Origin of the sequence: Kribbella sp. DT2, from assembly GCF_049844575.1 — a bacterium.
Lineage (GTDB): Bacteria > Actinomycetota > Actinomycetes > Propionibacteriales > Kribbellaceae > Kribbella.
The window spans coordinates 35,394-57,629 of sequence record NZ_JBNCLH010000013.1 but is presented as its reverse complement, the minus strand read 5'-3'; the positions used below and the strand labels follow the sequence as shown (position 1 = coordinate 57,629).

Sequence of the window (22,236 nt, the reverse complement as noted above, 5' to 3'; positions counted from 1 at the left end):
CTACCAGGACTGCGGTTCCCCGCCGGAGTCGGCACTGAGTTGAGCCAGCAGCGCGATCCGCGTCGCTGCCAGGCTCTCCGCGGTGCCGACCTCCGGGCGGCGACCTTCGACCAGCGCGGTCAGGAACTCCTCGGCCGGCCGGACGGGACGGCCCAGGGCGGGGCTCCAGACGTCGCGGTCGTGCGTCACCACGTCGAGCGTGCCGCGCGCCCAGTCGAGCTCGGCCGTGCCCGCCGTACCGGTCAGGCGCATCCGGTAGTGGCCGTGGTACGCCGAGGCGGCCGGCCACATCCAGTGCGCCTCGATCGTCGCGGTCACGGCTCCGGCGCCGAGCAGCACCGCGCCGTTGTCGGAGAAGCCCGGATGGTCCGGCAGGGAAAGGTTTCCGGCCCGCCCGGCCACGGTCCCGGCGCTCGCGCCGGACAGCGCCAGGACGAGGTCGATGTCGTGGACGGCGAGATCGCCGAGGATGCCGCCGTACCGGGCGCGGTCGAAGAACCAGTCCGGCCGGGACGCGTAGTTGAGCTTGTGCGGACCGGTCGAGGCGACCAGCGCCAGGTCTCCGAGGACGCCGTCGGCCACGAGCCGGCGGGCGGCGATGGTCACCGGGTAGCCGCGCTTCTCGAACATGACCGACACCGTGCGGTCGGCCGAACGAGCCGCCGCGGTGATCCGGTCGAGGTCCGCGAGCGTCGTACAGAGTGGCTTGTCGGCCAGGACGTGCGCGCCTCGTTGCAGGGCCGCGACGACGGCGTCCGCCCGGGCGCCGTACTCGCCGCAGACCGCAACCACATCGACGTCGGGCAGCTCCTCGTGCGACGCGTGCACCGGTACGCCGAGGCCGTCGGCGTACCGCGCGGCCGCAAGCGGGTCCGGCTCGCTGATCGCGACGAGCTCGACGTCCGGCTGGTGAGCCAGCTCGGACAGGACGTAGTCGACGTGGGGATGTGCGGTCCCCGCGACGGCGAGGCGGATCATCGAGGCTCCGGAAGGGTGACGGCGTGCCCGGTCTGGCACGCCTCGTAGATCCCGCAGAGCAGCTGCACGGTGCGCAGCCCGTCGTGGCCGGTGACGGTGGGATCGTGGCCGTCCCGCCAGGCGCCGAGGATGTCGCGCCACTGGTCGAGGTGGCCGGCGTCGCCGATCGCGGCGGGGTCGGACGAACCGGCGGCGACGGCCGAGACCTGCTCGGGTCGTCGTACGCCGTCGAACTCCCAGCGGGTGATCTCGGTGTGGGTGATCTCGAGAACGCCGGTACTGGTGAAGATCGTGAGCCGCGCGGGATCGCCGGGCCGGGTGGCCGTCGAGGTCACGGCCGTGCCGAGCGCGCCGGACGCGAACCGCAGGGTGGCGACGGTGGTGTCCTCGGCGTCCATGCCGGACCCGAGGGTCGCGTACTGCCCGGTGACCGTGCTGACCGGGCCGAGGAACCACTGCAGGAGATCGAGGTTGTGCAGGCCCTGGTTCATCAGCGACCCGCCGCCGTCCGCGAGCGACCTCCGCCAGTCGGCGTGGGCGTAGTAGGCCTCGTCGCGGTACCAGTGCACGAACGTCTCGCCGAGCAACGGGCGACCGAGAGCGCCGGAGTCCAGGAGTTGCTTGACGGCGGCGTTCTGCGGTTCCAGCCGCCGCTGGGCGATGACGGCGACCATCAGTCCCCGCTGCTCGCCCAGCCGGACGATCTCCTCGGCCGTCGCGGTGTCGACCGCGAGCGGCTTCTCGACGACCACGGCCTTGCCGGCCCGCAGCGCCGTGAGCGCCTGCGGGCCGTGCGCGCCGCTCGGACTCGTGATGGCGACGAGCTCGACGTCCGGGTGCGTCAGCACTTCGTCCGCCGACAGGTGTACGGCGGTGTGCAGGCCGAGCTCGGTCAGCAGTGCCGGGCTGCCGCCGCTGACGGCGACGACGTCGGCCTGGTCGGACAACTGGGTCAGCACCCGGGCATGGGTGCGGCCGATGCTGCCGAGCCCGACGATGCCGACGCGGGGCCGTGCGGATCCCACCTACTCGTCTCCGACCAGCTCGTCCGCGGCGGCCACGACCTTGGCGATCGCGGCCGCGACAGCGCGCGTCCGCTGCTCACTGCCGAGCAGCGTCTTCTGGTTCAGCCAGATGGTGTCCTGCGACACGAGGTCCGCGTTGGGGCAGTCCGCCACCGGGTACGGCTGTCCCAGCCGGCCGGCGATGTCCTTGCTCTCGGCAACCAAGGCGCCGTTGCGGTGCAGCGGCACGTACCCGCTGGAGACCTCGGCGAGCCCCTCGGCGGCGAGCGCGCGCAGGGCGGCGTCGCGTCGTCCGGGAGCGGCGAGGGCCGGGATCCGCATCAGGAACAGGTGCCGGCCGTGGGCGGTGATCGACGGGTCGTCGGGGGCGAGCAGCACGCCGTCCACGTCGCTGAGGAGACTCGTCAGCAGCACCGCGTTGCGCTCCCGGATCTCCTGCTGCGCAGGGAAACGGGCGAGCTGAGCCCGCAGTACGGCACCCTGGAACTCGGTGAGGCGCAGGTTGAGGCCGACCGACTCGTGCTGGTACCAGCCACCACCGCGGACCCGGCCGACGTTGATGGTGGAGTAGACCGCGGCGGCGAGGGTCTCGTCGTTGGTGAGCACAGCGCCACCTTCGCCGGCCGTCATGTTCTTGCTGGTCTGGAAGCTGAACGTGCCGAGGTCACCGATCGCGCCGACCGACCGGCCCTGGTACGCCGCTCCGACGGCCTGCGCGGCGTCCTCGACGATCGTCAGCCCGTGCCGCGCGCCGAGCGCGACGAACGCGTCCATCGCGGCGGGCCGGCCGGCCAGGTGAACCGGGACGACGGCCTTGGTCCGCTCGGTGATGGCGGCTTCGGTGGCCTCGGGGTCGAGCAGGTGCGTGCGCGGGTCGACGTCGGCGAAGACGGGCACCGCCCCCATGAACAGGGCGGCCGACGCCGTCGCGATGAACGTGTACGGCGGCACGATCACCTCGTCGCCGACCCCGACCCCGGCGGCGCGCAGCGCGGCGGAGATGGCCAGCGTCCCGTTCGACAGGCAGGTGCCGTGCGCCGCCTGCTGGAAGTCGGCGAACTCGCGCTCGAAGGTGGCGACGACGTCGCCGTGGGTGCTGCCCCAGTTCCGCGAGGTCAGGACGTCGAGCAGGCCCTTCTCCTCCGCGTCGTCGTACGTCGGCCACTCCGGGGCCACGTCGTCGGCCGGGACGGCCGCCGGGCCGCCGTTGATCGCCAGGGCTGGGAAGTCCGCGGGCATGTTCGGCACCTTCGATCTATTTCGGTCAACCGGATCTTGGATTACGTTACTGTAGAAAACTCCGCCGGTCGAGAGTGCCGGCGGAGACCACCTGCTTGGAGGTCTCCTCGTGCCGCAACCATCCGTGCCGCTCGCACTCCATGGCGGACCGCCAGTGCGGACCCAGCCGTTCCCGAGCGTCAGCAGCTCCGCCGGCCGCACCCTCGGCGACGAGGAGGTGGCCGCCGTCACCCGCGTGATCCGCAGCGGGAAGCTCAACAGCACCGTCGGCACCGAGACGGCCGACCTCGAGCGGGAGTTCGCGCAGTACTACGGAGTGCCGCACGCGGTGGCGTCGTCCTCCGGTACGTCGGCGCTGCACCTGGCGGTCGCGGCCGTCGACCCCGACCCGGGCGACGAGATCATCACCACCGGCCTGTCCGACGCGGGCACCGTGCTGCCGATCCTCGCGCAGAACGCGGTCCCGGTCTTCGCCGACGTCGACCCGCTGACCGGAAACCTCGACCCGGCCGCGGTCCGGGCGCTGATCACCGAGCGCACCAAGGCGATCATCGTCGTCCACCTCTTCGGCATCCCGGCGCCGGTCGCCGAGCTGCGCGAGATCGCGGACGCCCACGGGCTGCTGCTGATCGAGGACTGCGCCCAGGCCTACCTGACGCGCTGCGCGCCGGACGACGCCCTGGCCGGCACCGTCGGGCACCTGGGCTGCTTCAGCCTGCAGCAGTCCAAGCACATCACGGCCGGCGACGGCGGCCTCACGATCACCGCCGACCCCGCGCTGGCTCGCCGGGCCCGGCTGTTCGCCGACAAGGCCTGGCCGCGGGACACCGACGAGCGCACGCACCTGTTCCTCGGGCTCAACTACCGGATGACCGAGTTGCAGGCAGCTGTCGCGCGGGCCCAGCTCGGCAAGCTGGCTGGTGTCGTCGAGGATCGTCGTAAGAGCGCCGACAGCCTGACCGGGGCGATCGCATCGCTGGCCGGGCTGACTGCGGCGCCGCCTGCTGGTACGGCGTACTGGCAGTTCCCGGTGTACCTGGACGAGGCGGTTGCTGGCGGCAACGGCCATCAGTACGGCGAGGCGCTGCGGGCGGAAGGGATCCCGGCCAACGGTGGGTACATCCAGCGGCCGCTGTACCTCACGCCGCTGTTCACGGAGCGGCGGACGTACGGGTCGTCGGGCTACCCGTTGACCCTGGACAACGCACCGCAGTACGCCGAGGGCCTGTGCCCGCAGACGGAGAAGCTGATCACCGGTGGTGGGTTGCTGGTGATCTCGTGGAACGAGCACTACACCGCTGACGACGTGGCGGACATCGCGGTGGCGGTGCGGAAGGTGCACACAGCCTTCACCAGCTGAGTTGAGAACCGGCGCCGAGCTGAGCTCGGCGCCGGTGCTGGTCTCAGTGGGACAGCGACACGGTCCAGTTGTTGTCGCCGGCAACGAGGTCCACCTCGAGCTCGACGAAGTGACGGCCGTGCCGGGTGACCAGGCGTGCGGTCCCCTTGCCGTCCTGGACCACCGGCTCCGCCTTGGCGTCGAGGCCCGGCAGCGACAGCAGCACCGCCGCGCTCGGGATCGCGTCCTCGGCCTGAGCCCGGACGACCCAGCCGTCGGCCGCTGCCTCCGTGGACAGCGTGACACCGCGGCGGCCACGCTCCCAGGTGTTGATCTGGCGGGCCGTCCACCAGGGCATGCCACGCCGCCGAGCTTCTTCGGCCACGGCGACGCACGCCTCACGCGTCAACGGACGCAGGTGCAGGTGTGGCCCATGGAAGAGGAAGTGGGCGACGCCGTGCACCGACTCGGCGCCGTCGAGGATCACGTCGCGGATCGAGGCGTGCCCGGCCCAGGCGAGGTCCTGCGTGTGCAGCGGGAGGTTGAGCACGTCGTAGTACCGGTTGCCCTCGGTCGCGTCGGCGATCGGGAACGACACGTGCGCGGTGCCGAACAGGAAGCCGACACTGCCCTGCTTGCTGGCGCCGCGCGACTCGTCGATCTGCAGGCCGAGGCGCTCGCACCAGGTGTAGAACTCGGTCCAGCCCTCCCAGCGCGTGTAGTGGTTCTTGTTCGACACGATGTCCTCGGTGCCGGTCACGGCCTGCGCCCAGGCGTACTGCGCGCGGATCTGCGGCCAGCCCCAGGTGGCGAGGTCGGCATCGCCCATCGCGTTGTAGTGCAACGCGTTCTCGTGCCCGGCGGCGGTGATGGCCGCGCGGATCTCCGGCGCGTAGCCGCCGGGGAACACGTGGCACCAGGTGACCTTGACGTCCGCGGCCGCGAAAGCGTCGAGGGCCGCCTGGCCGTGCTCGTCGACGTTGCCGTCGGAGTCGTGCGACATGTGCGCGATGGCGGCGACCCCGGCAGGCCAGTAACCGAGCCACGGTACGACGGCGCCGGCGTGCTCGGCGGCCGACCACAGGCTCTGCAGGAACACCGAGCGCCACAGGTCCGCGTGCGGCTGGTCGAACATCGGTACGGCGGACGGCGGGGGATAGGTGTGCTCGAACCGCCCGGTCAACTCGGGTTCGCCCGGCGGCATCGCGCGGTCGCGCTCGAAGCTGAGCGTCATCCCGTCCTCGGCCTTGAGGATGCCGTCGTCGATCGGCGCGGTGCCGTCGGCCGCGGGCGCACCGTCGGCCTCGACGGCGTACCCCTGCTGGATGCGGACGATGCTCTGCCAGACGTCGACACCCAGCGTCACTGCGAGGCCCGCACCGACCTTGCGCCGTACGACGGCCGGTTGGTCGTCGTCAGCCCACTGAGCGATGACCTCCACGTCGTCGCCCGCCGTCAGCCGGACGCCGCCGACAGCATGCAACGGGACCTCCGGGCGCGAGGACCAGACGGCGTTGTCGAGGATCGTCACCTGCCCGTCGTCGACGGTGCCGGCGGCCGTGACGCCGGCGAGCGCCGAGAGCGGACCCGGGTCGCCCACCACGATGAACGTCCCGCCCGCGCGCACCCAGCGCTCGAAGCCTGCGCTCGCGGCCGGGTCGAGCGTCGGCGGTCCGGCGAAGACCAGGACGGCCACCTCCTCGGGCGGACCGGCTGCCTCCTCCGGCGTCAGCGACCGGAACGGCACCCTGGCGTGGCCGAGGACCTCGGTGACGTAGAGCCACCAGGCGTCGGCGTCGGCTGCTTGGATGCGTTGCGTCGCGGCGTCGTCGATCACGACTGCTACGGCATGACGTGCGGGCACGAGACCTCCTGCGATGAACGGCGTTCCGCCACCCTGCCCCACCGGGCCGGAATATGGCAAGCACTAAATCGCAGTTAGGGTCTGGTCGCAATCGTCAGCGCGGCAGTTTTTCGACCAGGAGCTGGTACGGACGCGGCGGCCGGCCGACCTTGCTCGAGTGCGATGGCGGCATCGGCCAGGCGAGCCCTTCGTCCACCAGCGTGTGCAGCGAGCGCCGGGCGGTTCGCAGCGTCACGCCGAGCAGCTCGGCGACCTTCTCGGCGTCGACGACGCGTTCGCTGTCGCCGAGCTCGTCCAGCCGCTCGGCGAGCCGGACGAGCACCTGGGCACCCTTGGAGTCCGGCGCCGCCGCCGGCTCGGTCGCGTGCGAGCGATCGCCCGGGAGCTGCAGGATCGTGTCCCGCGGGCCGACGATGAACGCGGTCCGCCCGCCGTCCGAGGCGGCCTTGTCGACCGCGGACTGCGCGTTCACCTCGGCCTCCCGGGTCGAGCGGCCGAGCCCGATGCCGATCTCCAGCAGGATGCCGAGCTCCTCGTGGATCCGGCCCAGGAACGGTGCCATCGAGAGGTTGTTCGTGGCCAGGCGCAACGACCCCATCGTCATCACGATCAGGAAGCTGTGGTCGTCGCGCGGGACGACGGCCGCGTCCATCGGCCGGGCGTCGCGCAGCAGCTCCCGGTGCAGCGACAGCTTGAGCTCCTGGTACCAGTAGTTGCTCGGGCTCGCGTGGGCCGGCAGTGCCGAGCCCGGCACCTGGATGATCATCGTGACGATCCGCGACTCCTCGAGCTTCGCGCCACTGCCCATCAGGATCGCGGTGGTCAGCGCGTCGCGGATCGTCGTCGCCGACGGAGCCATCCGCAGGCAGGGGATGTCCGCCTTGCGCAGCGCCGCCTCGACGCTCGGGACCGTGGTCACGACGCCGGTCGTCCTGCCCCGCTCGTACAGCTTGCGGTGGAAGTCGAAGAACTTGTCCGCGGACTCCGGGCCGACGTACTCGGTCAGCCGGACGTCGGAGACGTTGACGCCGATCTCCTCGTAGGCGTGCTGGAGATCGCGCTGCGAGATCGTGTCGACGCTGATCCGCGCCGGGTCGAAGACGTTCTCCAGCACCCCGCGGAGCAGGGTCGAGAACAGCGCGGGTCCGCCGGAGGGGACGTACGTCGCCGGAACCGGCAGCTGGCCCGCGGCCAGGGCCATGTCGTACGGGAGCGGTCCGGCGAACAGGCAGACGTCGACCCGGGACGCGATCCGGCTGGCCTGGGCGTGCGCGTCGTGCTCGTCGTCGTACACCGCGGTCACGAGCCGCAGCGACGGGTTGTCGAGCTCGCGGGCCAGTGCCATCGTCCGGTGCACGATCTGCTCGGCGCCGATGACGCCGACCGTGACCTCCTCGTGGGCTGAAGGCATGATCAGGGATTTCGGCTGGCCGCTAGGGAGAGAATCACGCACCAATATTAGCGCCCGATTCCCGTGAATCGCTCTCTACCGCGCGGGATGCGCGTCCCGCCGGCCGCAACCAGTCCGGCGCCGAGGATTGACGGACAGACATAATGGCAGTTACGGTCGCCCGGTATTAGACCTACCAGGGCAGGGAGCACGCGTGCGCACTGTGGCTGAGCTCGAGGAACGGCTGTCCGTCCCACGGCCGGAACTCGTCGCCGACATCGGCAAGCTGGAGGGCGACCTCGTCGTCCTGGGGGCGGGTGGCAAGTTGGGCCCGAGCCTGGTCCGGCTGGCCTTGCGGGCGGTCGAGGCCGCCGGGGCGTCGACGAAGATCACCGCGGTCTCGCGGTTCACCGAGCCGGGGCTGGCGGACTCCCTGCGGGAGGCCGGCGCGGAGGTGCACGTCGCCGACATCTCCTCCGACGCCGAGCTGGCCGGCGTACCGGAGGCGGCCAACGTGGTGTACCTCGTCGGTGCGAAATTCGGTACGGCGGGCCGCGAGCACGCCACCTGGGCCACCAACACCTATCTGCCCGGCCGCGTCGCGGGCCGTTTCCGGGACTCGCGCATCGTCGCGCTGTCGACCGGCAACGTGTACCCGTTCGTGCCGGTCGGCAGCGGTGGTGCCACCGAGGAATCACTGCTCGGACCGGTCGGGGAGTACGCGATGTCGTGCCTCGGCCGCGAACGGATCCTCGAAGACGCGAGCGACAGGAACGGCACACCCGTCGCGCTGATCCGGCTCAACTACGCGGTCGAGATGCGGTACGGCGTACTGCTGGACGTCGCCTCGGCGGTCTGGCACGGCGAACCCGTCGACGTGACGACGGGTCATGCCAACGTCGTCTGGCAGGGCTACTCCAACGAGGTGACGCTGCGCGCGCTCCACCACGCTGCCAGCCCGCCGTTCGTCCTCAACGTGACCGGTCCGGAGACCGTCTCGGTGCGCCAGTTGGCCGAGCGGTTCGGACAGATCCTCGATCGGGAGCCTGTCATCACCGGCGAGGAGCTGCCCACCGCTCTGCTCTCGAACGCCTCGAAGTGCCACCAGCTCTTCGGCTACCCCGACGAGACGCTCGGCGCGATGCTCGAGGACGTCGCGGCGTGGGTCAGGGCCGACCTGCCGCGGCACGGCAAGCCGACCAAGTTCCAGCGGCGCGACGGCAGGTTCTGATGACGAGCGCCGAAGCGCTGAAGCGCTTCCACGACGGGTGCGTCATCCCGGCCCACCCCCTGGCCCTCGACGCCGACCGCCGCCTGGACGAACGACGGCAACGCGCGCTGAGCCGGTACTACCTGGAGGCGGGTGCCGGAGGACTGGCGGTCGCCGTCCACACGACCCAGTTCGCCTTGCACGAGCCCGGTCGCGGTCTGTTGGCTCCGGTCCTCGGGCTGGCGGCCGAGGTTGCCCGCGAGTACCCGGACGACTCGCCGGTCCTGGTGGCTGGCATCACCGGACCGACGGCGCAGGCCGTCCAGGAAGCCGAGCTGGCAGCGAGCCTGGGCTATCACCTGGCACTGCTCACGCCGTACGACGCGGGCGACAAGAGCGAGGAAGCCTTGCTGGAAAGGGCCCGCGCGGTCGGTGAGGTCCTGCCGGTGATCGGGTTCTACCTGCAGCCGGCGGTCGGCGGACGGGTCCTGTCGCGCGACTTCTGGCGCCGGCTGGCCGCGCTCGACTGCGTCGCCGGCATCAAGGTCGCGCCGTTCGACCGGTACGCGACGCTCGACGTGGTGCTCGGCGTCCGGGAGTCCGGCCGGGCCGACCGGATCGCCCTCTACACCGGCAACGACGACCACATCGTGCTCGACCTGATCACGTCGTTCCGCTCGCCGGGGATCGCCGAACCGGACCTCGCGTTCGTCGGCGGGCTGCTCGGTCAGTGGGCGGTGTGGGTGCGCGGCGCGGTCGACGTACTGAACGACGCCGAGCTGGCGCGCTCCGGTGACGACGACGCCCTCCGGCGCCTGCTGGCGATCGAGGCGGACCTGACCGACGCGAACTCGGCGGTCTTCGACGTGGCGAACGACTTCCACGGCTGCGTCCCGGGGATCCACGAGGTGCTGCGCCGGCAGGGTCTGCTCGAAGGCCGCTGGTGCCTCGACCCGGCCGAGAACCTGTCGCCGGGGCAGATGGACGAGATCGACCGGATCTGGGCGGCGTACCCGCACCTGCGCGACGACGAGTTCATCACCAGCAACGTGAGCCGCTGGCTCAGCTGAGCGCCCGGCTCACCTGAGCGGGAAGGGGTCGCACTCGCCGGTCAGGGCGGGTGCGACCCCTTTTCTTCGGGTCAGGGGCGAGTTCTTCGGGTCAGCGGGCGAGCGCCGCTCGCAGGTGCTCGGCGGTGGCCGAGTCCGGGTGGTCGAGCATGGCCTCCGGCGTACCGGAGAAGAGGATCCGGCCGCCGTGGTGACCGGGTCCGGGGCCGACGTCGACGACCCAGTCCGCGGCCGCGATCACGTCGAGGTTGTGCTCGATGGCGATCACCGTGCTGCCGGCATCGACGAGCCGGTCGACGATCCCGAGCAGCAGGTCGACGTCGGACATGTGCAGCCCGGTGGTCGGCTCGTCCATCAGGTACACCTTGGCCGGCGTCCGCAGCTCCGTGGCGAGCTTCACTCGTTGGGCCTCGCCCCCGGACAGCGTGTTCAGGGGCTGCCCAAGCTTGAGGTACCCGAGGCCGACATCGCCGAGCGACTGCACGACCCGCTCGATCACCTCGCTGTCGAACACCCCGGCGGCCTCGCCGACCGTCAGCTCCAGGACGTCGGTGATCGTCCGTCCGTCGAGCTTGTACTCGAGCACTTCGTGGGTGTACCGCTTCCCGCCGCACTCCTCGCACAGCGACTTCAGGTCGTCCATGAACGCCAGCTCGGTGGTGACGAAGCCGAGCCCGCGGCAGTTCGGGCAGGCGCCGTCGGAGTTCGCGCTGAACAGTGACGCGCTCACGGCGTTCTCCGCGGCGAACAGGCTGCGGATCTCGTCCATCAGTCCCGTGTACGTCGCCGGCGTCGAGCGGCTGTTGCCGGACAGCTGGCTCTGGTCGATCGCGACGACCTCGGGATAACGACGCCTCAACTCGTCGTTGACCAGGCTGCTCTTCCCCGAGCCCGCGACACCGCTGACCACCGTGAACACGCCGGTCGGGAAGTCGACGGTGACGTCCCGCAGGTTGTGCGCCGTGGCGTTGGCGACCGTCAGGACGCCGGTGGCCTCGCGTGGCTTGCGGTTGAGCCCGAGCTCCCGGTCCATGCACCGGCCGGTCGGCGTACCGGCGGTGCGTAGTCCGTCGACCGGACCCTCGTACAGGATCCGGCCACCGGCCGGTCCGGCGCCCGGCCCGACGTCGACGACGTGGTCGGCGATCTCGATCACGTCCCGGTCGTGCTCGACGACGAGCACCGTGTTGCCCTTCTCCTGCAGCTTGCGCAGCAGCTGGTTGAACCGCCGGACGTCGCTCGGGTGCAGCCCGGCGGTCGGCTCGTCGAAGATGTACAGCATGTCGCCGAGGCTGCTGCCGAGGTGGCGGACCATCTTGATCCGCTGCGACTCCCCACCGGACAGCGTCGTCGTGGGCCGGTCGAGACTGAGGTAGCCCAGGCCGATGGTCACCAGGTTGCTGAGCCGGTCGCGCAGGCTCTCGACCACCGACGCCGCGGCCGGCTCGTCGATCTGCGCCAGCACCTCCAGCAGCTCGTCGGCCTGCAGCGCCGCGAGCTCGGCGATGTTGCGGCCGTCGATCCGCGACCCGAGCGCCGCAGCGTTCAGCCGCTGGCCCTCACAGGTCGGGCACGTGCCCGACTGGACCAGCCGCTCGAACTCCGCGCGGCGCTTCGGCGACATCTTGCCGAGGTCCTTGCGCAGGAAGATCCGGTTGAACCGGTCGACCACACCCTCGAAGTCGCGCGGTGTCCCGGGCACGGGATCGGCCGCCTTGCCGCCGCGGCGCAGGGTCTCCCACTCACTGGCCGAGTAGTCGCCGAGCCGCTTGTCGGGGTCGAACACCGGGTTGTCGCCGTAGTACTGCCAGTACCACGTGCCGACGGCGAAGCTGGTGAAACGGAAGGCGCCCTCGTTCAGCGTCCGCGAGCGGTCCAGCAGCTCGTCCTCGTTGAGCCGGGCGCTGATCCCGGTGCCGTGGCAGTCCAGGCACATGCCCTCGGGGTCGTTGAACGAGTACCGGTTGGAGAAGCCCGCTGTCGGGCGGCCACCGCGGGAGAACAGCAGGCGCAGCAACGGGTGGATGTCGGTCACCGTGCCCACGGTGGAGCGGGCGTTGCCGCCGATCCGGCGCTGGGCGACCACGATCGCGGGCGAGAGGTTCTCGATCGCGTCGGCCGCGGGCTGCCCGTACTTCGGCAGCCGGTTACGGATGAACGTGCTGAAGGTCTCGTTCAGCTGACGCTGCGCCTCGGCCGCCAGGGTGTCGAACACCAGCGACGACTTGCCGGAGCCGGAGACTCCGGTCACCACGATCAGCCGGTGCTTGGGCAGCTCGAGCGAGACGTCGCGCAGGTTGTGCTCCCGCGCCCTCACGATTCGAATCATGCTCATGCAGCCCGAAGCTACCCGCGGCCTCCGACAGTTTCCGGCGCAGGACGTGGGCAGGTGGGCTGACTGACCCGCGGAGCCGAAGGCGACGCCAAAAGCACAGCTCAGGGTTGTTTGAAGAGCACCTTGCGTCCTAGCCGGGGATGGGTGCCACGGCCCTTGCAGCTGGTGCAGGGACGGGTGGCGTAGTTGAACAGCGATCCCTTGTGGCGTCCCATGCCCTTGCACCGGTTGCATTTCGCGAACGGGTGCAGGGACAACGACACGACGTAGACCGCGAAGGCGGCGAGCAGCAGCACCATCAGCATGCCGGTGGGCCCGAGGGCTCCGGCGATGTCGGTGGCGGTGCTGTCGGCGTTGGCATCGGCAACCTGACCGGCCGCTTGCGCGGCGTTGCTCGGTTGCGGATCTGGTGCGGCGGTGGAGCCCAGTGCCACCGCGATGTGGACTGCCAGGTTCATGGCGTCGCGAGGGGCGGTCGGAAATACATCGCTCCAGAGTGGCGTGCGTCACGTCAGATTGCAATTCCGCAGAGTAAAGATGTGGACAACTCCGGCGTGTCGTTCGGCGGGATTAGGTAAGCATTACTTCAGAACTGCCCGGTGCCGGTCCTGTCGGCGCGGAGAGCTAACCTTCGAGGTGTGGCAGACGCACCGATCGGCATCTTCGACTCAGGCTTCGGCGGGCTCACGGTGGCGCGGGCGGTGCTCGACCAGCTGCCGCACGAACCGATCCTGTACCTGGGCGACACGGCGCGGCAGCCGTACGGACCGAAGTCGATCGCCGAGGTCCGGGAGTACTCGCTGGAATGCCTGGACCACCTGGTCGAAGCCGGCGTGAAGGCGTTGGTGATCGCGTGCAACTCGGCCAGTGCCGCGATGCTGCGGGACGCTCGCGAGCGGTACGACGTACCGGTGGTCGAGGTGATCCTGCCCGCGGCCCGACGCGCGGTCGCCGCGACCAGGAACCAGAAGGTCGGCGTGATCTGCACGCGGTCGACCGCCGCCTCGCTCGCGTACGACGACGCGTTCGCCGCCGCGCCGCAGGTCGAGCTGACCACGCAGGCCTGCCCGAAGTTCGTCGACTTCGTCGAGTCCGGCGTGACCTCGGGCCCGGAGCTCCTGGCCGCCGCCCACGAGTACCTCGACCCGCTGGTCGAGGCCGGCGTCGACACGCTGATCCTCGGCTGCACGCACTACCCGTTGCTCACCGGCGTCATCTCGTACGTGATGGGCGACGAGGTCACGATGGTCAGCAGCGCCGAAGAAGGCGCCAAGGACATCTACGGCGTGCTCACCAAGGCCGGCCTGCTCCGCGACGCCACGCTGCCCGAGCCCCAGCACCGCTTCGTCACCACCGGCAACCCGTCCGACTTCGCCACCATCGGCTCCCGCTTCCTCGGCCCGGTCATCACCACCGTCGACCAGTTCGCCTGGGTGCGTTGAGATCCGGGTGTGACCCAGGTCGCAGCTGATGTTGTCCACGGCACCGGTCGCCCGCGCAAACGCCGCCAGGCAACTGTTCTGCGACGTACCGGTGTTGCCTGCGGGGCGGGCAACCCGCCGGTAATGTTCAAGGTATGAAGCTCACCGTGATCGGCTGCTCCGGGTCCGTCCCCGGGCCGGACTCGCCTGCGTCGAGCTACCTGGTCACCGCTGACGGGTTCGACCTGGTGCTCGACCTCGGCAGCGGCGCGCTCGGTGCGTTGCAGCGGCACCGCGCCGTGCACGAGATCGGCGCGATCGCGTTGTCCCACCTGCATCCCGACCACTGCATGGACCTGTGCGGTCTGTACGTCGCGCTGAAGTACTCGCCGTCGTCGCCGTTCCCGCGGATCCCGGTCTACGGCCCGCCCGGCGCGGCCGGGCGGATGGCGCTGGCCTACGACCTGCCCGACGAGCCGGGGATGGAGGAGGAGTTCGCGTTCCACACCTGGCAGGAGTCCCAGCAGATCGGGCCGTTCACGGTGCGCACGGCACCGATGGTGCACCCGGTCCCGGCGTACGCGATCAGGGTTGAGTACGGCAACAAGTCGCTCACCTACACCGGCGACACCGGCCCGAACGAGGCGCTCGTCGAGCTCGCCCGCGGCACTGACCTGCTGCTGTCGGAGGCCGCGCTGCAGGACAACAATCCGGACAACCCCGGCGATGTGCATCTGACCCCGTCCGACGCGGGCGAGCAGGCGAAGCGCGCCGGGGCGAAGAAGCTGGTCATCACCCACGTCCCGCCGTGGTACGACCGCGACGAACAGACCGAGAGCGCCCGCCGTACCTTTCCCGGCGAGGTCCTGACGGCGACCCCGGGCGCGGTCTACGAGATCTGAAACTGCTTGCCTTCGGCATCCATCGGTTCAGGTCAGCCACTCGCCGTGGCGCGAGTGGCTGACGCCTTGCTTTACAGGGCTTTCAGCGGTTCTGGCCGCCGTCGAAGTAGGTGATCAGGGCCGGGTCGAGCTGGGGGATGTCGATCGGGGTGCCGTTGGAGCGCAGGGACGTGGTGGCGGCGTAGCCGGCGGCGACCGCGGCGCGGGCGGCGATCGGGGAGGTCAGCGTGCTGCCGCCGTCGCGGACGAAAGTGACGAACTCCTCGACCAGCTTGGGGTCCGCGCCGCCGTGGCCCTCGTCCTCGGAGGCGACCTCGACGACCTGGTCGGCGTCGGTCCGGTAGCCCGAGCGGCCGCTGTTCCACACCTTGACGACGCTGCCGGAGGTGTCGCCGAAGTTCTCCAGCCGGCCGTGCGTGCCGATCACCGTGTAGTTGCGCCAGTAGTCCGGCGTGAAGTGGCACTGCTGGTAGCTGAGGAAGACCCCGTTGTCGAGCTGGAAGTTCGCCATCGACAGGTCCTCGACATCCATCACCGGCGCCAGGCCCTTCTGCTCCAGTGGCGGCCAGTTGTCGTTCGACACGAACTCGTTGAACCGCTGCCCGGTCCGGTCCTGGCGGTCCTCGATCCCGCCGTACAGGACGAGGCCGCCGAGCGCGGTCGCGTGCGTGGTGTAGCCGCCGGCCAGCCAGTGCATCACGTCGATGTCGTGGGCACCCTTCTGCAGCAGCAGGCTGGTCGTCCGGCGCCGGTCGGCGTGCCAGTCCTTGAAGTAGAAGTCGCCGCCGTGGCCGACGAAGTGCCGGCACCAGATCGCCTTCACCTCACCGATCGCACCCGACTGGATCAGCTCCCGCATGGTCTGGACCACCGGCATGTGCCGCATGTTGTGGCCGACGTACAGGCGGGTGCCGCTCTCGTACGCCGCCTGCAGCACGCGGTCGCAGCCGGACGTGGTGATCGCCAGCGGCTTCTCCACGAACACGGCGACGCCGGCCCGGAGGAAGTCGATCGCCGGGTCCTCGTGCAGGTCGTCCGGCGTGGTCAGGAAGATCCCGTCGAGCTTGAGGTCCAGGAGCTCGCGGTGGTCGCCGTACGCCGTCGCGTCCGGGTACGTCGTCAGCGCGGCCTGGCGCTGCTTCTCGACCGGGTCGCAGACGGCCACGATCTCGGCGCCGTCACCGGGTCTGTGCGCGTGCCGGGCCAGGCTGCTGCGCGCGCCGAGTCCGACCACACCGAACCGAAGATCAGTCATCGTTCACTACTCCTGCACGTAGTTGTTTGTAAGAGCCTATGTCCGAACACTTGCGATCCTCAACACCTGTTTGCTCCCACCGTGTTGCCCGTCCGGTCATCTTCCTCTCACCCAGGACCCGTTCGGTGCCGTCACCATGACGGAACGTGAGCCTCCACTACGTGGCACTCGGCGACTCGACCACCGTGGGTGTCGGGGATCCGCTGTACGGCAGCACGACCGACCTTTCCGGTGCCGGAGCGCGCCCGGGGCAGGGGTGGCGAGGCTGGGCCTCGCTGCTCGCCGACTCCCTGGGCAGCTCCCACCGTGTGACGTTCTCCAACTACGCGACCAGCGGCGCGACCGTTCCCCAGGTCACCGCCGACCAGTTGCCGGAGACCGGCGAGGGCCCGATCGACCTGGCCTCGCTGATCGTCGGCGTCAACGACACGCTCCGCTCGACCTTCGACGTCGGCCAGGTCCGGGACTGCCTGCACCAGTGCGCGGCCCAGCTGACCGAGCGCGGCGCACTGCTGCTCACCGTCCGCTTCCACGACCACGGGCAGGTGTTCGGCCTGCCGACCTGGCTGCGCAGGCCGTTGTGGAACCGGATCGAGCAGGTCAACGCCGTGTACGACGACCTGTTCCTCCAGTACGGCGGGATCAGGCTCGACCTGGCCGACTACCCGGAGGTCTACCGCCGGGACTTCTGGTCGGTCGACCGCCTGCACCCGGGCGAACGCGGGCACCGGCGGCTCGCGCGGGCCTTCGCCGACGAGCTGCTCGCGCGCGGCGTACGGATCGACGTACCGCCTGATCTGTCCTGTGCCGGGGAGCCGCCGAGCCGGTGGGCCGACGCGGTGTGGATGGTTCGTGAGGGTGTTCCGTGGCTCGGGCGACGAGCCGGCGACCTCACGCCCTGGGCCGCGCGGATGGTGCTCGGGCAGTTCCGCCCGCCCGCCGATGCGGGGGTGCAGCGCCTTCGGGCATAAAGTTTCGGGCATGGCTCGTAGCGATGGACGTACCCCTGACCAGCTCCGCCCCGTCACCCTGACCCGGAAATGGCTCGACCACGCCGAAGGATCGGTGCTGGTCGAGTTCGGCCGGACCCGGGTGCTGTGCGCGGCGTCGGTCACCGAAGGGGTACCGCGCTGGCGCAAGGGCTCCGGCCTGGGCTGGGTCAGCGCGGAGTACGCGATGCTGCCGCGCTCGACCAACACCCGGTCGGACCGCGAGTCGGTCAAGGGCCGGATCGGCGGCCGGACGCACGAGATCTCCCGGCTGATCGGGCGCTCGCTGCGCGCGGTCGTCGACTACAAGGCGCTCGGCGAGAACACGATCCTGCTCGACTGCGACGTGCTGCAGGCCGACGGCGGGACGCGGACCGCCGCGATCACGGGCGCGTACGTCGCGCTGGCGGACGCGGTGTCGTACCTGCGGGACCGCAAGGCGCTGAAGGGCGAGCCGCTGACCGGCTCGGTGTCGGCCGTTTCGGTCGGGATCATCGACGGCGCCCCGATGCTCGACCTCTGCTACGAGGAGGACGTGCGCGCCGAGACCGACATGAACCTGGTGCTCACCGGCGACGGGAAGTTCATCGAGGTGCAGGGCACCGCCGAGGGCGCGCCGTTCGACCGGGCCGAGCTGGACGCGCTGCTCTCGCTGGGGACCGCCGGCTGCGAGCAGCTGACGAAGCTGCAGCTGGAGTCGCTGGCATGAGCAAGGTGCTGCTCGCGTCGAACAACGCGAAGAAGCTCGAAGAGCTGCGCCGGATCCTGGCGCCGATCGTGCCGGGCATCGAGGTGCTCGGGCTGGGCGACGTCGCGGCGTACGAGGAACCGGCCGAGACCGAGCCGACGTTCGAGGGCAACGCGCTGCTGAAGGCGCGGGCCGCGGTCGCCGCGACCGGGCTGCCGTCGATCGCCGACGACAGCGGGATCTGCGTCGACGCGCTGAACGGGATGCCCGGCGTACTGTCTGCGCGCTGGTCGGGGCCCTTGAAGGACAACCACGCGAACAACGTGCTGCTGCTCGGACAGCTGGAGGACGTTCCGGACGAACGGCGAGGTGGCGCCTTCGTGGCAGCCGTCGCCTTCGTGCGGCCTGACGGCTCCGAGGAGGTGCTGCGTGGCGAGATGCGCGGGTCGGTGATCCGGGAGCTGCGCGGCACGGGCGGTTTCGGGTACGACGTGCTGTTCGTCGCCGAGGGCTACGACCGGACGACGGCCGAGCTGAGCGTCGAGGAGAAGGACGCGATCAGCCACCGGGGCAAGGCGCTGCGCGCGCTCGCCCCGCTCGTCGCCAAAGCCCTGGAGGCCTGATGCTCTTCGCCGGAACCGACACCGAGGGCGTCGCCGAGGGGCGCATCACCGCGGCGTACCGCCGCTGGGCCGAACCGCGCGTGATCGAAGGCCGCGTCTACCGCACCAACGCGGGCCGGATCGAGATCGACAGCATCAAGAAGGTCAACCCCGACCTGATCTCCGACTACGACGAGATGCTGCACCTGGCCGGCCGGATGAACGCCAAGGACGCCCGCCGCCGCCTCCGCGGCGACGAGACGCTGCCCACGTGGCTGATCCGCTTCCACCTGGTCGAGGGACCCGACCCGCGCGAGGAACTGGCCGCGGCCGCGGACCTGTCGCCCGCCGACGTCGAGGAGCTGACCACCAAGCTCGCCCACCTCGACGAGCTCAGCCGCCACGGCGCCTGGACGCGGCAGACCCTCGAGCTGATCAGGTCCAAGCCCGCCACCCGGGCCGGCGACCTCGCCGTCGACGTCGACCGGGACACTCCCGGCTTCAAGATCGACGTCCGCAAACTCAAGAACCTCGGCCTCACCCACAGCCTCGAGGTCGGCTACGAACTGACCCCCCGCGGCAAGGCGTACCTCGAGGCGCTGGACAAGTAAACCGTTCGCGCGGGCTGCCGTCTTGATGGTGAGGTGGCACGGTGATCAACGACGAGGGCCGAGGGCCCGGCCGTCCTTCGGTGGCTGTTCGGCCGTTGACGTTGGCTTGGGTGGAGCGGCAGCTGGAAGCCGGCGAGGCGGTTGTCGGGGTCGCGGCGTTGCATGGCGGGATCACTGCTGAGATGCGGCGGCTGACTATCGCGGCGCCGGACGGTGGGACGCGGGAGTTGGTGCTGCGGTCGTTTGTCGATGTCGAGCGGTCCGACGAGTGGCTGGGCCGGGAGGCTGGTGCGCTGACGCTGCTCGCTGCGAGCGTCGTACCGGCTCCTGGGTTGGTGGGGTTTGATCCGGCGGCGGAGCAGTGTGAGTACCCGTCGCTGCTGATGACGCATCTGGCCGGGCGGACGGTGCTCCGCGACGAGTGTCTGTCGGAGCGGGTTGCGGCCCTTGCCCGTCAGCTTGTGGAGATCCACGCGGTGCGGCCGGTTGAGCGGCCGGGGGAGTACGTGGCGTTGACGACCGCGGACACCGTCGTACCGCCGAAGGGCAGCGACGCGGCGGTTTGGGCGGCGGCGATCGAGGTGATTCGCGAGCCGGCGCCGGCGTACGACGGGCGGTTCTTGCACCGGGACTTCCAGCCGGGGAACGTGCTGTTCGAAGGCTCTCGGATCACCGGTGTGGTCGATTGGGCCGGTGCCTGCTGGGGGCCGACGGATCTCGATGTCGCGCACTGCGCGACCAACCTCGCGCTGCTGCACGGTACGGCGTGGGGCCTGCGGTTCGCTGCGGCGTACGAGGAAGCCGGTGGGGTGCTGGCCGCGAACGCGAGCGAGCGGCTGTACTGGCAGGTGCGTGACCCGCTGGCGGCCTCGGAGGACGTGGAGTTCTTCTCGCAGCCCTGGCGAGAGGCCGGAAGGCCGGAGCTCACCACGCAAGCCGTCGAGCAACGACTGGACGCCTACGTCATCGCCGTGATGGACGCCTTGGGCTAGCCGCTCGGGCGAGTCTCGGGCTCAACGCTCCGGGCCGCGATCCTCGCGTTGCGTCGGTTGGTGGGCCGCCGTACCGTCGATGACGACCACGTGCGCTGCCCGGACGACGATCGAGACAGCGCCGGAGGAGTGCACGGTGACGGTCCGGTCGACGTCCGGCCCGAAGGCCTGGTCGACGGCCCGCTCGACTTCCTGCTGGTTGCTCATCGCGAGTCCCCCTGCGGCCGGATCCGCAGTATAGAAGGCCGGAGGGCGATCACCGACGTGTCTCGTACGGCGGGCAGTGGCGTGGGGGACGCGGGATCCCGGGGATGATTTCGGGGTCCGGCCAGGGGTGTGTGAAGTGGGTCTCCAAAGTTGGGATCGACGGTCCAGGTCGGTAAAGTTGCTTAGGTTACCCTTACCTATTCTGTCTGGGGAGATCGTGCGAGAGCTCCGAGTCGCCGTTGTCGGTGCTGGACCGGCCGGTATCTACGCCGCCGACATTCTGACCAAGGAGTACGAGGGGGCTCACGTCGACCTGATTGAACGGCTGCCCGCGCCGTTCGGCCTGGTCCGGTACGGCGTCGCCCCGGACCACCCGCGGATCAAGGAGATCATCAAGGCGCTGCACCGGGTGGTCGGCCGGGAGCGGATCCGGTTCTTCGGCAACGTCGAGTTCGGTGTCGACCTCAAGCTCGAGGACCTGCGCCGGTACTACGACGCGGTGATCTTCTCCACCGGCGCGATGGCCGACCGTGAGCTCGCGATCCCGGGGATCGACCTCCCGGGCAGCCACGGCGCCGCCGACTTCGTCAGCTGGTACGCCGGGCACCCCGACGTACCGCGGGAGTGGCCGCTCGAGGCGCGCCACGTCGCGGTGATCGGCGCCGGGAACGTCGCGCTCGACGTCGCGCGGATGCTGGCCAAGCCGGCCGACGAGCAGCTCACCACCGAGATCGCCGACAACGTGTACCAGGGGCTGAAGGCGAACCAGGCGACCGACGTGCACGTGTTCGCGCGGCGCGGGCCGGCGCAGATCAAGTTCACGCCGATGGAGCTGCGCGAGCTGTCGCACTCGCCGAACGTGGACGTGATCGTGCACCCCGAGGGCTTCGAGATCGACGAGGCGAGCCAGAAGGCGATCAACGCCAGCAAGGGCACGCGGCTGGTCGTCGACACGCTGCTCAAGTACCTCGAGGCCGAGCCGACCGGCGCGGCGCACCGGATCCACATCCACCTGTGCCACGCGCCGGTCGAGGTGCTGGGCACCGATCGCGTCGAGGGGCTGCGGACCGAGAAGACCGAGCTGCAGGGCGACGGGACGGTTCGGGGCACTGGTGAGTACGTCGATACGCCGGTGCAGGCGGTCTACCGCGCCGTCGGGTACCTGTCGTCACACCTGCCGGAACTGCCGTTCGACCACCAGGCCGGCGTGATGACCAACGAGCGCGGTCGCGTGCTCGACATCGACGAGGTCCCGCTGCCCGGTCTGTACGTCACCGGCTGGATCAAGCGCGGCCCGATCGGTCTGATCGGCCACACGAAGTCCGACGCCGCCGAGACGATCGCCTGCCTGCTGGAGGACCTCGAGAGCCTGCCCCGCCCGGAGATCGCCGACCCGGACGCGATCATCACCCACCTGACCGGCCGCGGTGCCACGGTCGTCGACGCCGAGGGCTGGACCCGCCTCGACGCTCACGAGCAGTCCCTGGGCAAGACCACCGGCCGCGAGCGCATCAAAGTCGTCCCCCGCGAGGAGATGCTCCGCGCCTCACAGGGCTGACCTGTACGACGGGGAGCCGGCCGGCCGCGCGGGGAGCCGCGGCTGCCCAGTCTCCACCCCGGCCCCTGCCACCCCGGCCCCCGTTCCACGGCCGTCGGCCGCCCGGCCCCCGCCGCCCGGGCTCCGGTTCCACCGCCGTCGGCCGCGCACCTGCCCGGCCCTTCCCGGCCCCGGGCCCCCGCCTCGCCCGGCCCTGGGGTCCGCCTCGCCCAGCCCCCGGCCCTGGCCTGTCCCGGCCTCGCCCATCCCGGCCTCGCCCACTCTCGCCCGCCCCGCCCCGCCCCGCCCCGCCCCGCCCCGCCCCGGCCTCGCCCGTCCCGGCCTGTCCCAACCCCCGGACCGTCCCTGCCAGCGCGGGGAGCGGCGGCTGCTGACTGGCTCGTTGTTTGACGACTGCTGCGATGTAACGCGTCAGTCGTCGGGCAACGCGTCGGTCGTCGTACAACGCGTCGGTCGTCGCGGAAGGCGTCGGTTGTCGTACAACGCGGCTGCTGACTGGCTCGTTGTTTGACGACTGCTGCGATGTAACGCGTCAGTCGTCGGGCAACGCGTCGGTCGTCG

The 22,236-nt window shown here is 70.6% G+C and carries 20 protein-coding genes; 11 read left to right on the top strand and 9 right to left on the bottom strand.

The annotated features are described in order from the left end of the window. The 3 genes from ACLQ2O_RS38320 to ACLQ2O_RS38310 are packed head-to-tail and all read right to left on the bottom strand — an operon-like array spanning position 1 to position 3,242. Positions 1-978 (bottom strand): Gfo/Idh/MocA family protein, encoded by a 978-nt coding sequence (locus tag ACLQ2O_RS38320; RefSeq protein ID WP_425842385.1) that lies wholly within the window; start codon positions 976-978, stop codon positions 1-3. Further along, the gene (locus tag ACLQ2O_RS38315) at positions 975-2,003 is read right to left on the bottom strand and encodes a Gfo/Idh/MocA family protein (protein WP_425842384.1); all 1,029 of its coding nucleotides are present in this window, start codon (positions 2,001-2,003) and stop codon (positions 975-977) included. The genes ACLQ2O_RS38320 and ACLQ2O_RS38315 overlap by 4 nt, the downstream gene beginning before the upstream one ends. Then, a complete protein-coding gene (locus tag ACLQ2O_RS38310) occupies positions 2,004-3,242 on the bottom strand; it encodes a DegT/DnrJ/EryC1/StrS family aminotransferase (protein WP_425842383.1) in 1,239 nt (412 codons plus the stop codon). It abuts the gene before it with no gap. Between the two features lie 154 nt (positions 3,243-3,396). Here ACLQ2O_RS38310 and ACLQ2O_RS38305 point away from each other — a divergent pair, with 154 nt between their 5' ends. After that, on the top strand, positions 3,397-4,602 hold the full coding sequence (locus tag ACLQ2O_RS38305) for a DegT/DnrJ/EryC1/StrS family aminotransferase (protein ID WP_425842382.1): 1,206 nt from the start codon (positions 3,397-3,399) through the stop codon (positions 4,600-4,602). A 43-nt stretch (positions 4,603-4,645) separates the two neighbouring features. Here ACLQ2O_RS38305 and ACLQ2O_RS38300 read toward each other — a convergent pair whose 3' ends face one another. Continuing rightward, positions 4,646-6,445 (bottom strand): hypothetical protein, encoded by a 1,800-nt coding sequence (locus ACLQ2O_RS38300; protein ID WP_425842381.1) that lies wholly within the window; start codon positions 6,443-6,445, stop codon positions 4,646-4,648. A gap of 94 nt (positions 6,446-6,539) precedes the next feature. Beyond that, a complete protein-coding gene (locus ACLQ2O_RS38295; protein ID WP_425842380.1) occupies positions 6,540-7,856 on the bottom strand; it encodes a hypothetical protein in 1,317 nt (438 codons plus the stop codon). Positions 7,857-8,049: 193 nt separating this feature from the next. Here ACLQ2O_RS38295 and ACLQ2O_RS38290 point away from each other — a divergent pair, with 193 nt between their 5' ends. Next, a complete protein-coding gene (locus tag ACLQ2O_RS38290) occupies positions 8,050-9,066 on the top strand; it encodes an NAD-dependent epimerase/dehydratase family protein (protein ID WP_425842379.1) in 1,017 nt (338 codons plus the stop codon). Then, positions 9,066-10,115: a dihydrodipicolinate synthase family protein gene (locus tag ACLQ2O_RS38285; protein WP_425842378.1), complete on the top strand. Its 1,050-nt coding sequence runs from the start codon at positions 9,066-9,068 to the stop codon at positions 10,113-10,115. Before ACLQ2O_RS38290 ends, ACLQ2O_RS38285 begins: the two co-directional genes overlap by 1 nt. Positions 10,116-10,206: 91 nt before the next feature. Here the strand turns inward: ACLQ2O_RS38285 and ACLQ2O_RS38280 are convergent, their stop codons facing one another. Further along, positions 10,207-12,450, bottom strand: coding sequence for an ATP-binding cassette domain-containing protein (locus tag ACLQ2O_RS38280; protein WP_425842377.1), 2,244 nt, complete (start codon positions 12,448-12,450; stop codon positions 10,207-10,209). A gap of 101 nt (positions 12,451-12,551) precedes the next feature. Then, positions 12,552-12,908, bottom strand: a complete 357-nt coding sequence (locus ACLQ2O_RS38275; RefSeq protein ID WP_425842376.1) for a hypothetical protein — start codon at positions 12,906-12,908, stop codon at positions 12,552-12,554. A 180-nt stretch (positions 12,909-13,088) separates the two neighbouring features. Between ACLQ2O_RS38275 and murI the strand changes: the two genes are divergently transcribed. Further along, positions 13,089-13,892, top strand: coding sequence for a glutamate racemase (murI, locus tag ACLQ2O_RS38270; protein WP_425842375.1), 804 nt, complete (start codon positions 13,089-13,091; stop codon positions 13,890-13,892). A gap of 134 nt (positions 13,893-14,026) precedes the next feature. After that, entirely contained in the window at positions 14,027-14,773 is a 747-nt protein-coding gene (locus tag ACLQ2O_RS38265; protein ID WP_425842373.1) for an MBL fold metallo-hydrolase, read from the top strand. A gap of 82 nt (positions 14,774-14,855) precedes the next feature. On the opposite strand, the gene ACLQ2O_RS38260 is transcribed toward ACLQ2O_RS38265, so the two are convergent. Then, positions 14,856-16,028, bottom strand: coding sequence for a Gfo/Idh/MocA family protein (locus ACLQ2O_RS38260; protein WP_425842371.1), 1,173 nt, complete (start codon positions 16,026-16,028; stop codon positions 14,856-14,858). 146 nt (positions 16,029-16,174) lie between these two features. On the opposite strand from ACLQ2O_RS38260, the gene ACLQ2O_RS38255 reads away from it, so the two are divergent. Genes ACLQ2O_RS38255 through ACLQ2O_RS38235 form a run of 5 tightly spaced genes read left to right on the top strand, consistent with a single transcriptional unit; the run spans position 16,175 to position 19,910 of the window. After that, positions 16,175-16,999, top strand: coding sequence for an SGNH/GDSL hydrolase family protein (locus ACLQ2O_RS38255; protein ID WP_425842369.1), 825 nt, complete (start codon positions 16,175-16,177; stop codon positions 16,997-16,999). Between the two features lie 10 nt (positions 17,000-17,009). Continuing rightward, positions 17,010-17,726, top strand: coding sequence for a ribonuclease PH (gene rph, locus ACLQ2O_RS38250; protein ID WP_425842367.1), 717 nt, complete (start codon positions 17,010-17,012; stop codon positions 17,724-17,726). Beyond that, positions 17,723-18,328, top strand: a complete 606-nt coding sequence (gene rdgB / locus ACLQ2O_RS38245) for an RdgB/HAM1 family non-canonical purine NTP pyrophosphatase (RefSeq protein WP_425842365.1) — start codon at positions 17,723-17,725, stop codon at positions 18,326-18,328. The genes rph and rdgB overlap by 4 nt, the downstream gene beginning before the upstream one ends. After that, positions 18,328-18,918, top strand: coding sequence for a hypothetical protein (locus ACLQ2O_RS38240; protein WP_425842363.1), 591 nt, complete (start codon positions 18,328-18,330; stop codon positions 18,916-18,918). The genes rdgB and ACLQ2O_RS38240 overlap by 1 nt, the downstream gene beginning before the upstream one ends. 41 nt (positions 18,919-18,959) lie before the next feature. Beyond that, complete coding sequence (locus ACLQ2O_RS38235; protein ID WP_425842361.1) at positions 18,960-19,910, top strand: phosphotransferase family protein; 951 nt, start codon at positions 18,960-18,962, stop codon at positions 19,908-19,910. Positions 19,911-19,931: 21 nt separating this feature from the next. On the opposite strand, the gene ACLQ2O_RS38230 is transcribed toward ACLQ2O_RS38235, so the two are convergent. Further along, complete coding sequence (locus ACLQ2O_RS38230; RefSeq protein WP_425842360.1) at positions 19,932-20,117, bottom strand: hypothetical protein; 186 nt, start codon at positions 20,115-20,117, stop codon at positions 19,932-19,934. Between the two features lie 217 nt (positions 20,118-20,334). On the opposite strand from ACLQ2O_RS38230, the gene ACLQ2O_RS38225 reads away from it, so the two are divergent. Further along, positions 20,335-21,675: an FAD-dependent oxidoreductase gene (locus ACLQ2O_RS38225; RefSeq protein ID WP_425842358.1), complete on the top strand. Its 1,341-nt coding sequence runs from the start codon at positions 20,335-20,337 to the stop codon at positions 21,673-21,675. The last annotated feature ends 561 nt before the right edge of the window (positions 21,676-22,236 follow it).

Excerpts from the sequence above, each read along its gene's own strand:
- ACLQ2O_RS38320 (WP_425842385.1), bottom strand. The coding sequence starts at position 978 with ATGATCCGCCTCGCCGTCGCGGGGACCGCACATCCCCACGTCGACTAC.
- ACLQ2O_RS38310 (WP_425842383.1), bottom strand. The coding sequence starts at position 3,242 with ATGCCCGCGGACTTCCCAGCCCTGGCGATCAACGGCGGCCCGGCGGCC.
- ACLQ2O_RS38295 (WP_425842380.1), bottom strand. The coding sequence starts at position 7,856 with ATGCCTTCAGCCCACGAGGAGGTCACGGTCGGCGTCATCGGCGCCGAG.
- ACLQ2O_RS38285 (WP_425842378.1), top strand. The coding sequence starts at position 9,066 with ATGACGAGCGCCGAAGCGCTGAAGCGCTTCCACGACGGGTGCGTCATC.
- ACLQ2O_RS38280 (WP_425842377.1), bottom strand. The coding sequence starts at position 12,450 with ATGAGCATGATTCGAATCGTGAGGGCGCGGGAGCACAACCTGCGCGAC.
- ACLQ2O_RS38275 (WP_425842376.1), bottom strand. The coding sequence starts at position 12,908 with ATGAACCTGGCAGTCCACATCGCGGTGGCACTGGGCTCCACCGCCGCA.
- ACLQ2O_RS38265 (WP_425842373.1), top strand. The coding sequence starts at position 14,027 with ATGAAGCTCACCGTGATCGGCTGCTCCGGGTCCGTCCCCGGGCCGGAC.
- ACLQ2O_RS38260 (WP_425842371.1), bottom strand. The coding sequence starts at position 16,028 with ATGACTGATCTTCGGTTCGGTGTGGTCGGACTCGGCGCGCGCAGCAGC.
- rph (WP_425842367.1), top strand. The coding sequence starts at position 17,010 with ATGGCTCGTAGCGATGGACGTACCCCTGACCAGCTCCGCCCCGTCACC.
- rdgB (WP_425842365.1), top strand. The coding sequence starts at position 17,723 with ATGAGCAAGGTGCTGCTCGCGTCGAACAACGCGAAGAAGCTCGAAGAG.
- ACLQ2O_RS38240 (WP_425842363.1), top strand. The coding sequence starts at position 18,328 with ATGCTCTTCGCCGGAACCGACACCGAGGGCGTCGCCGAGGGGCGCATC.
- ACLQ2O_RS38230 (WP_425842360.1), bottom strand. The coding sequence starts at position 20,117 with ATGAGCAACCAGCAGGAAGTCGAGCGGGCCGTCGACCAGGCCTTCGGG.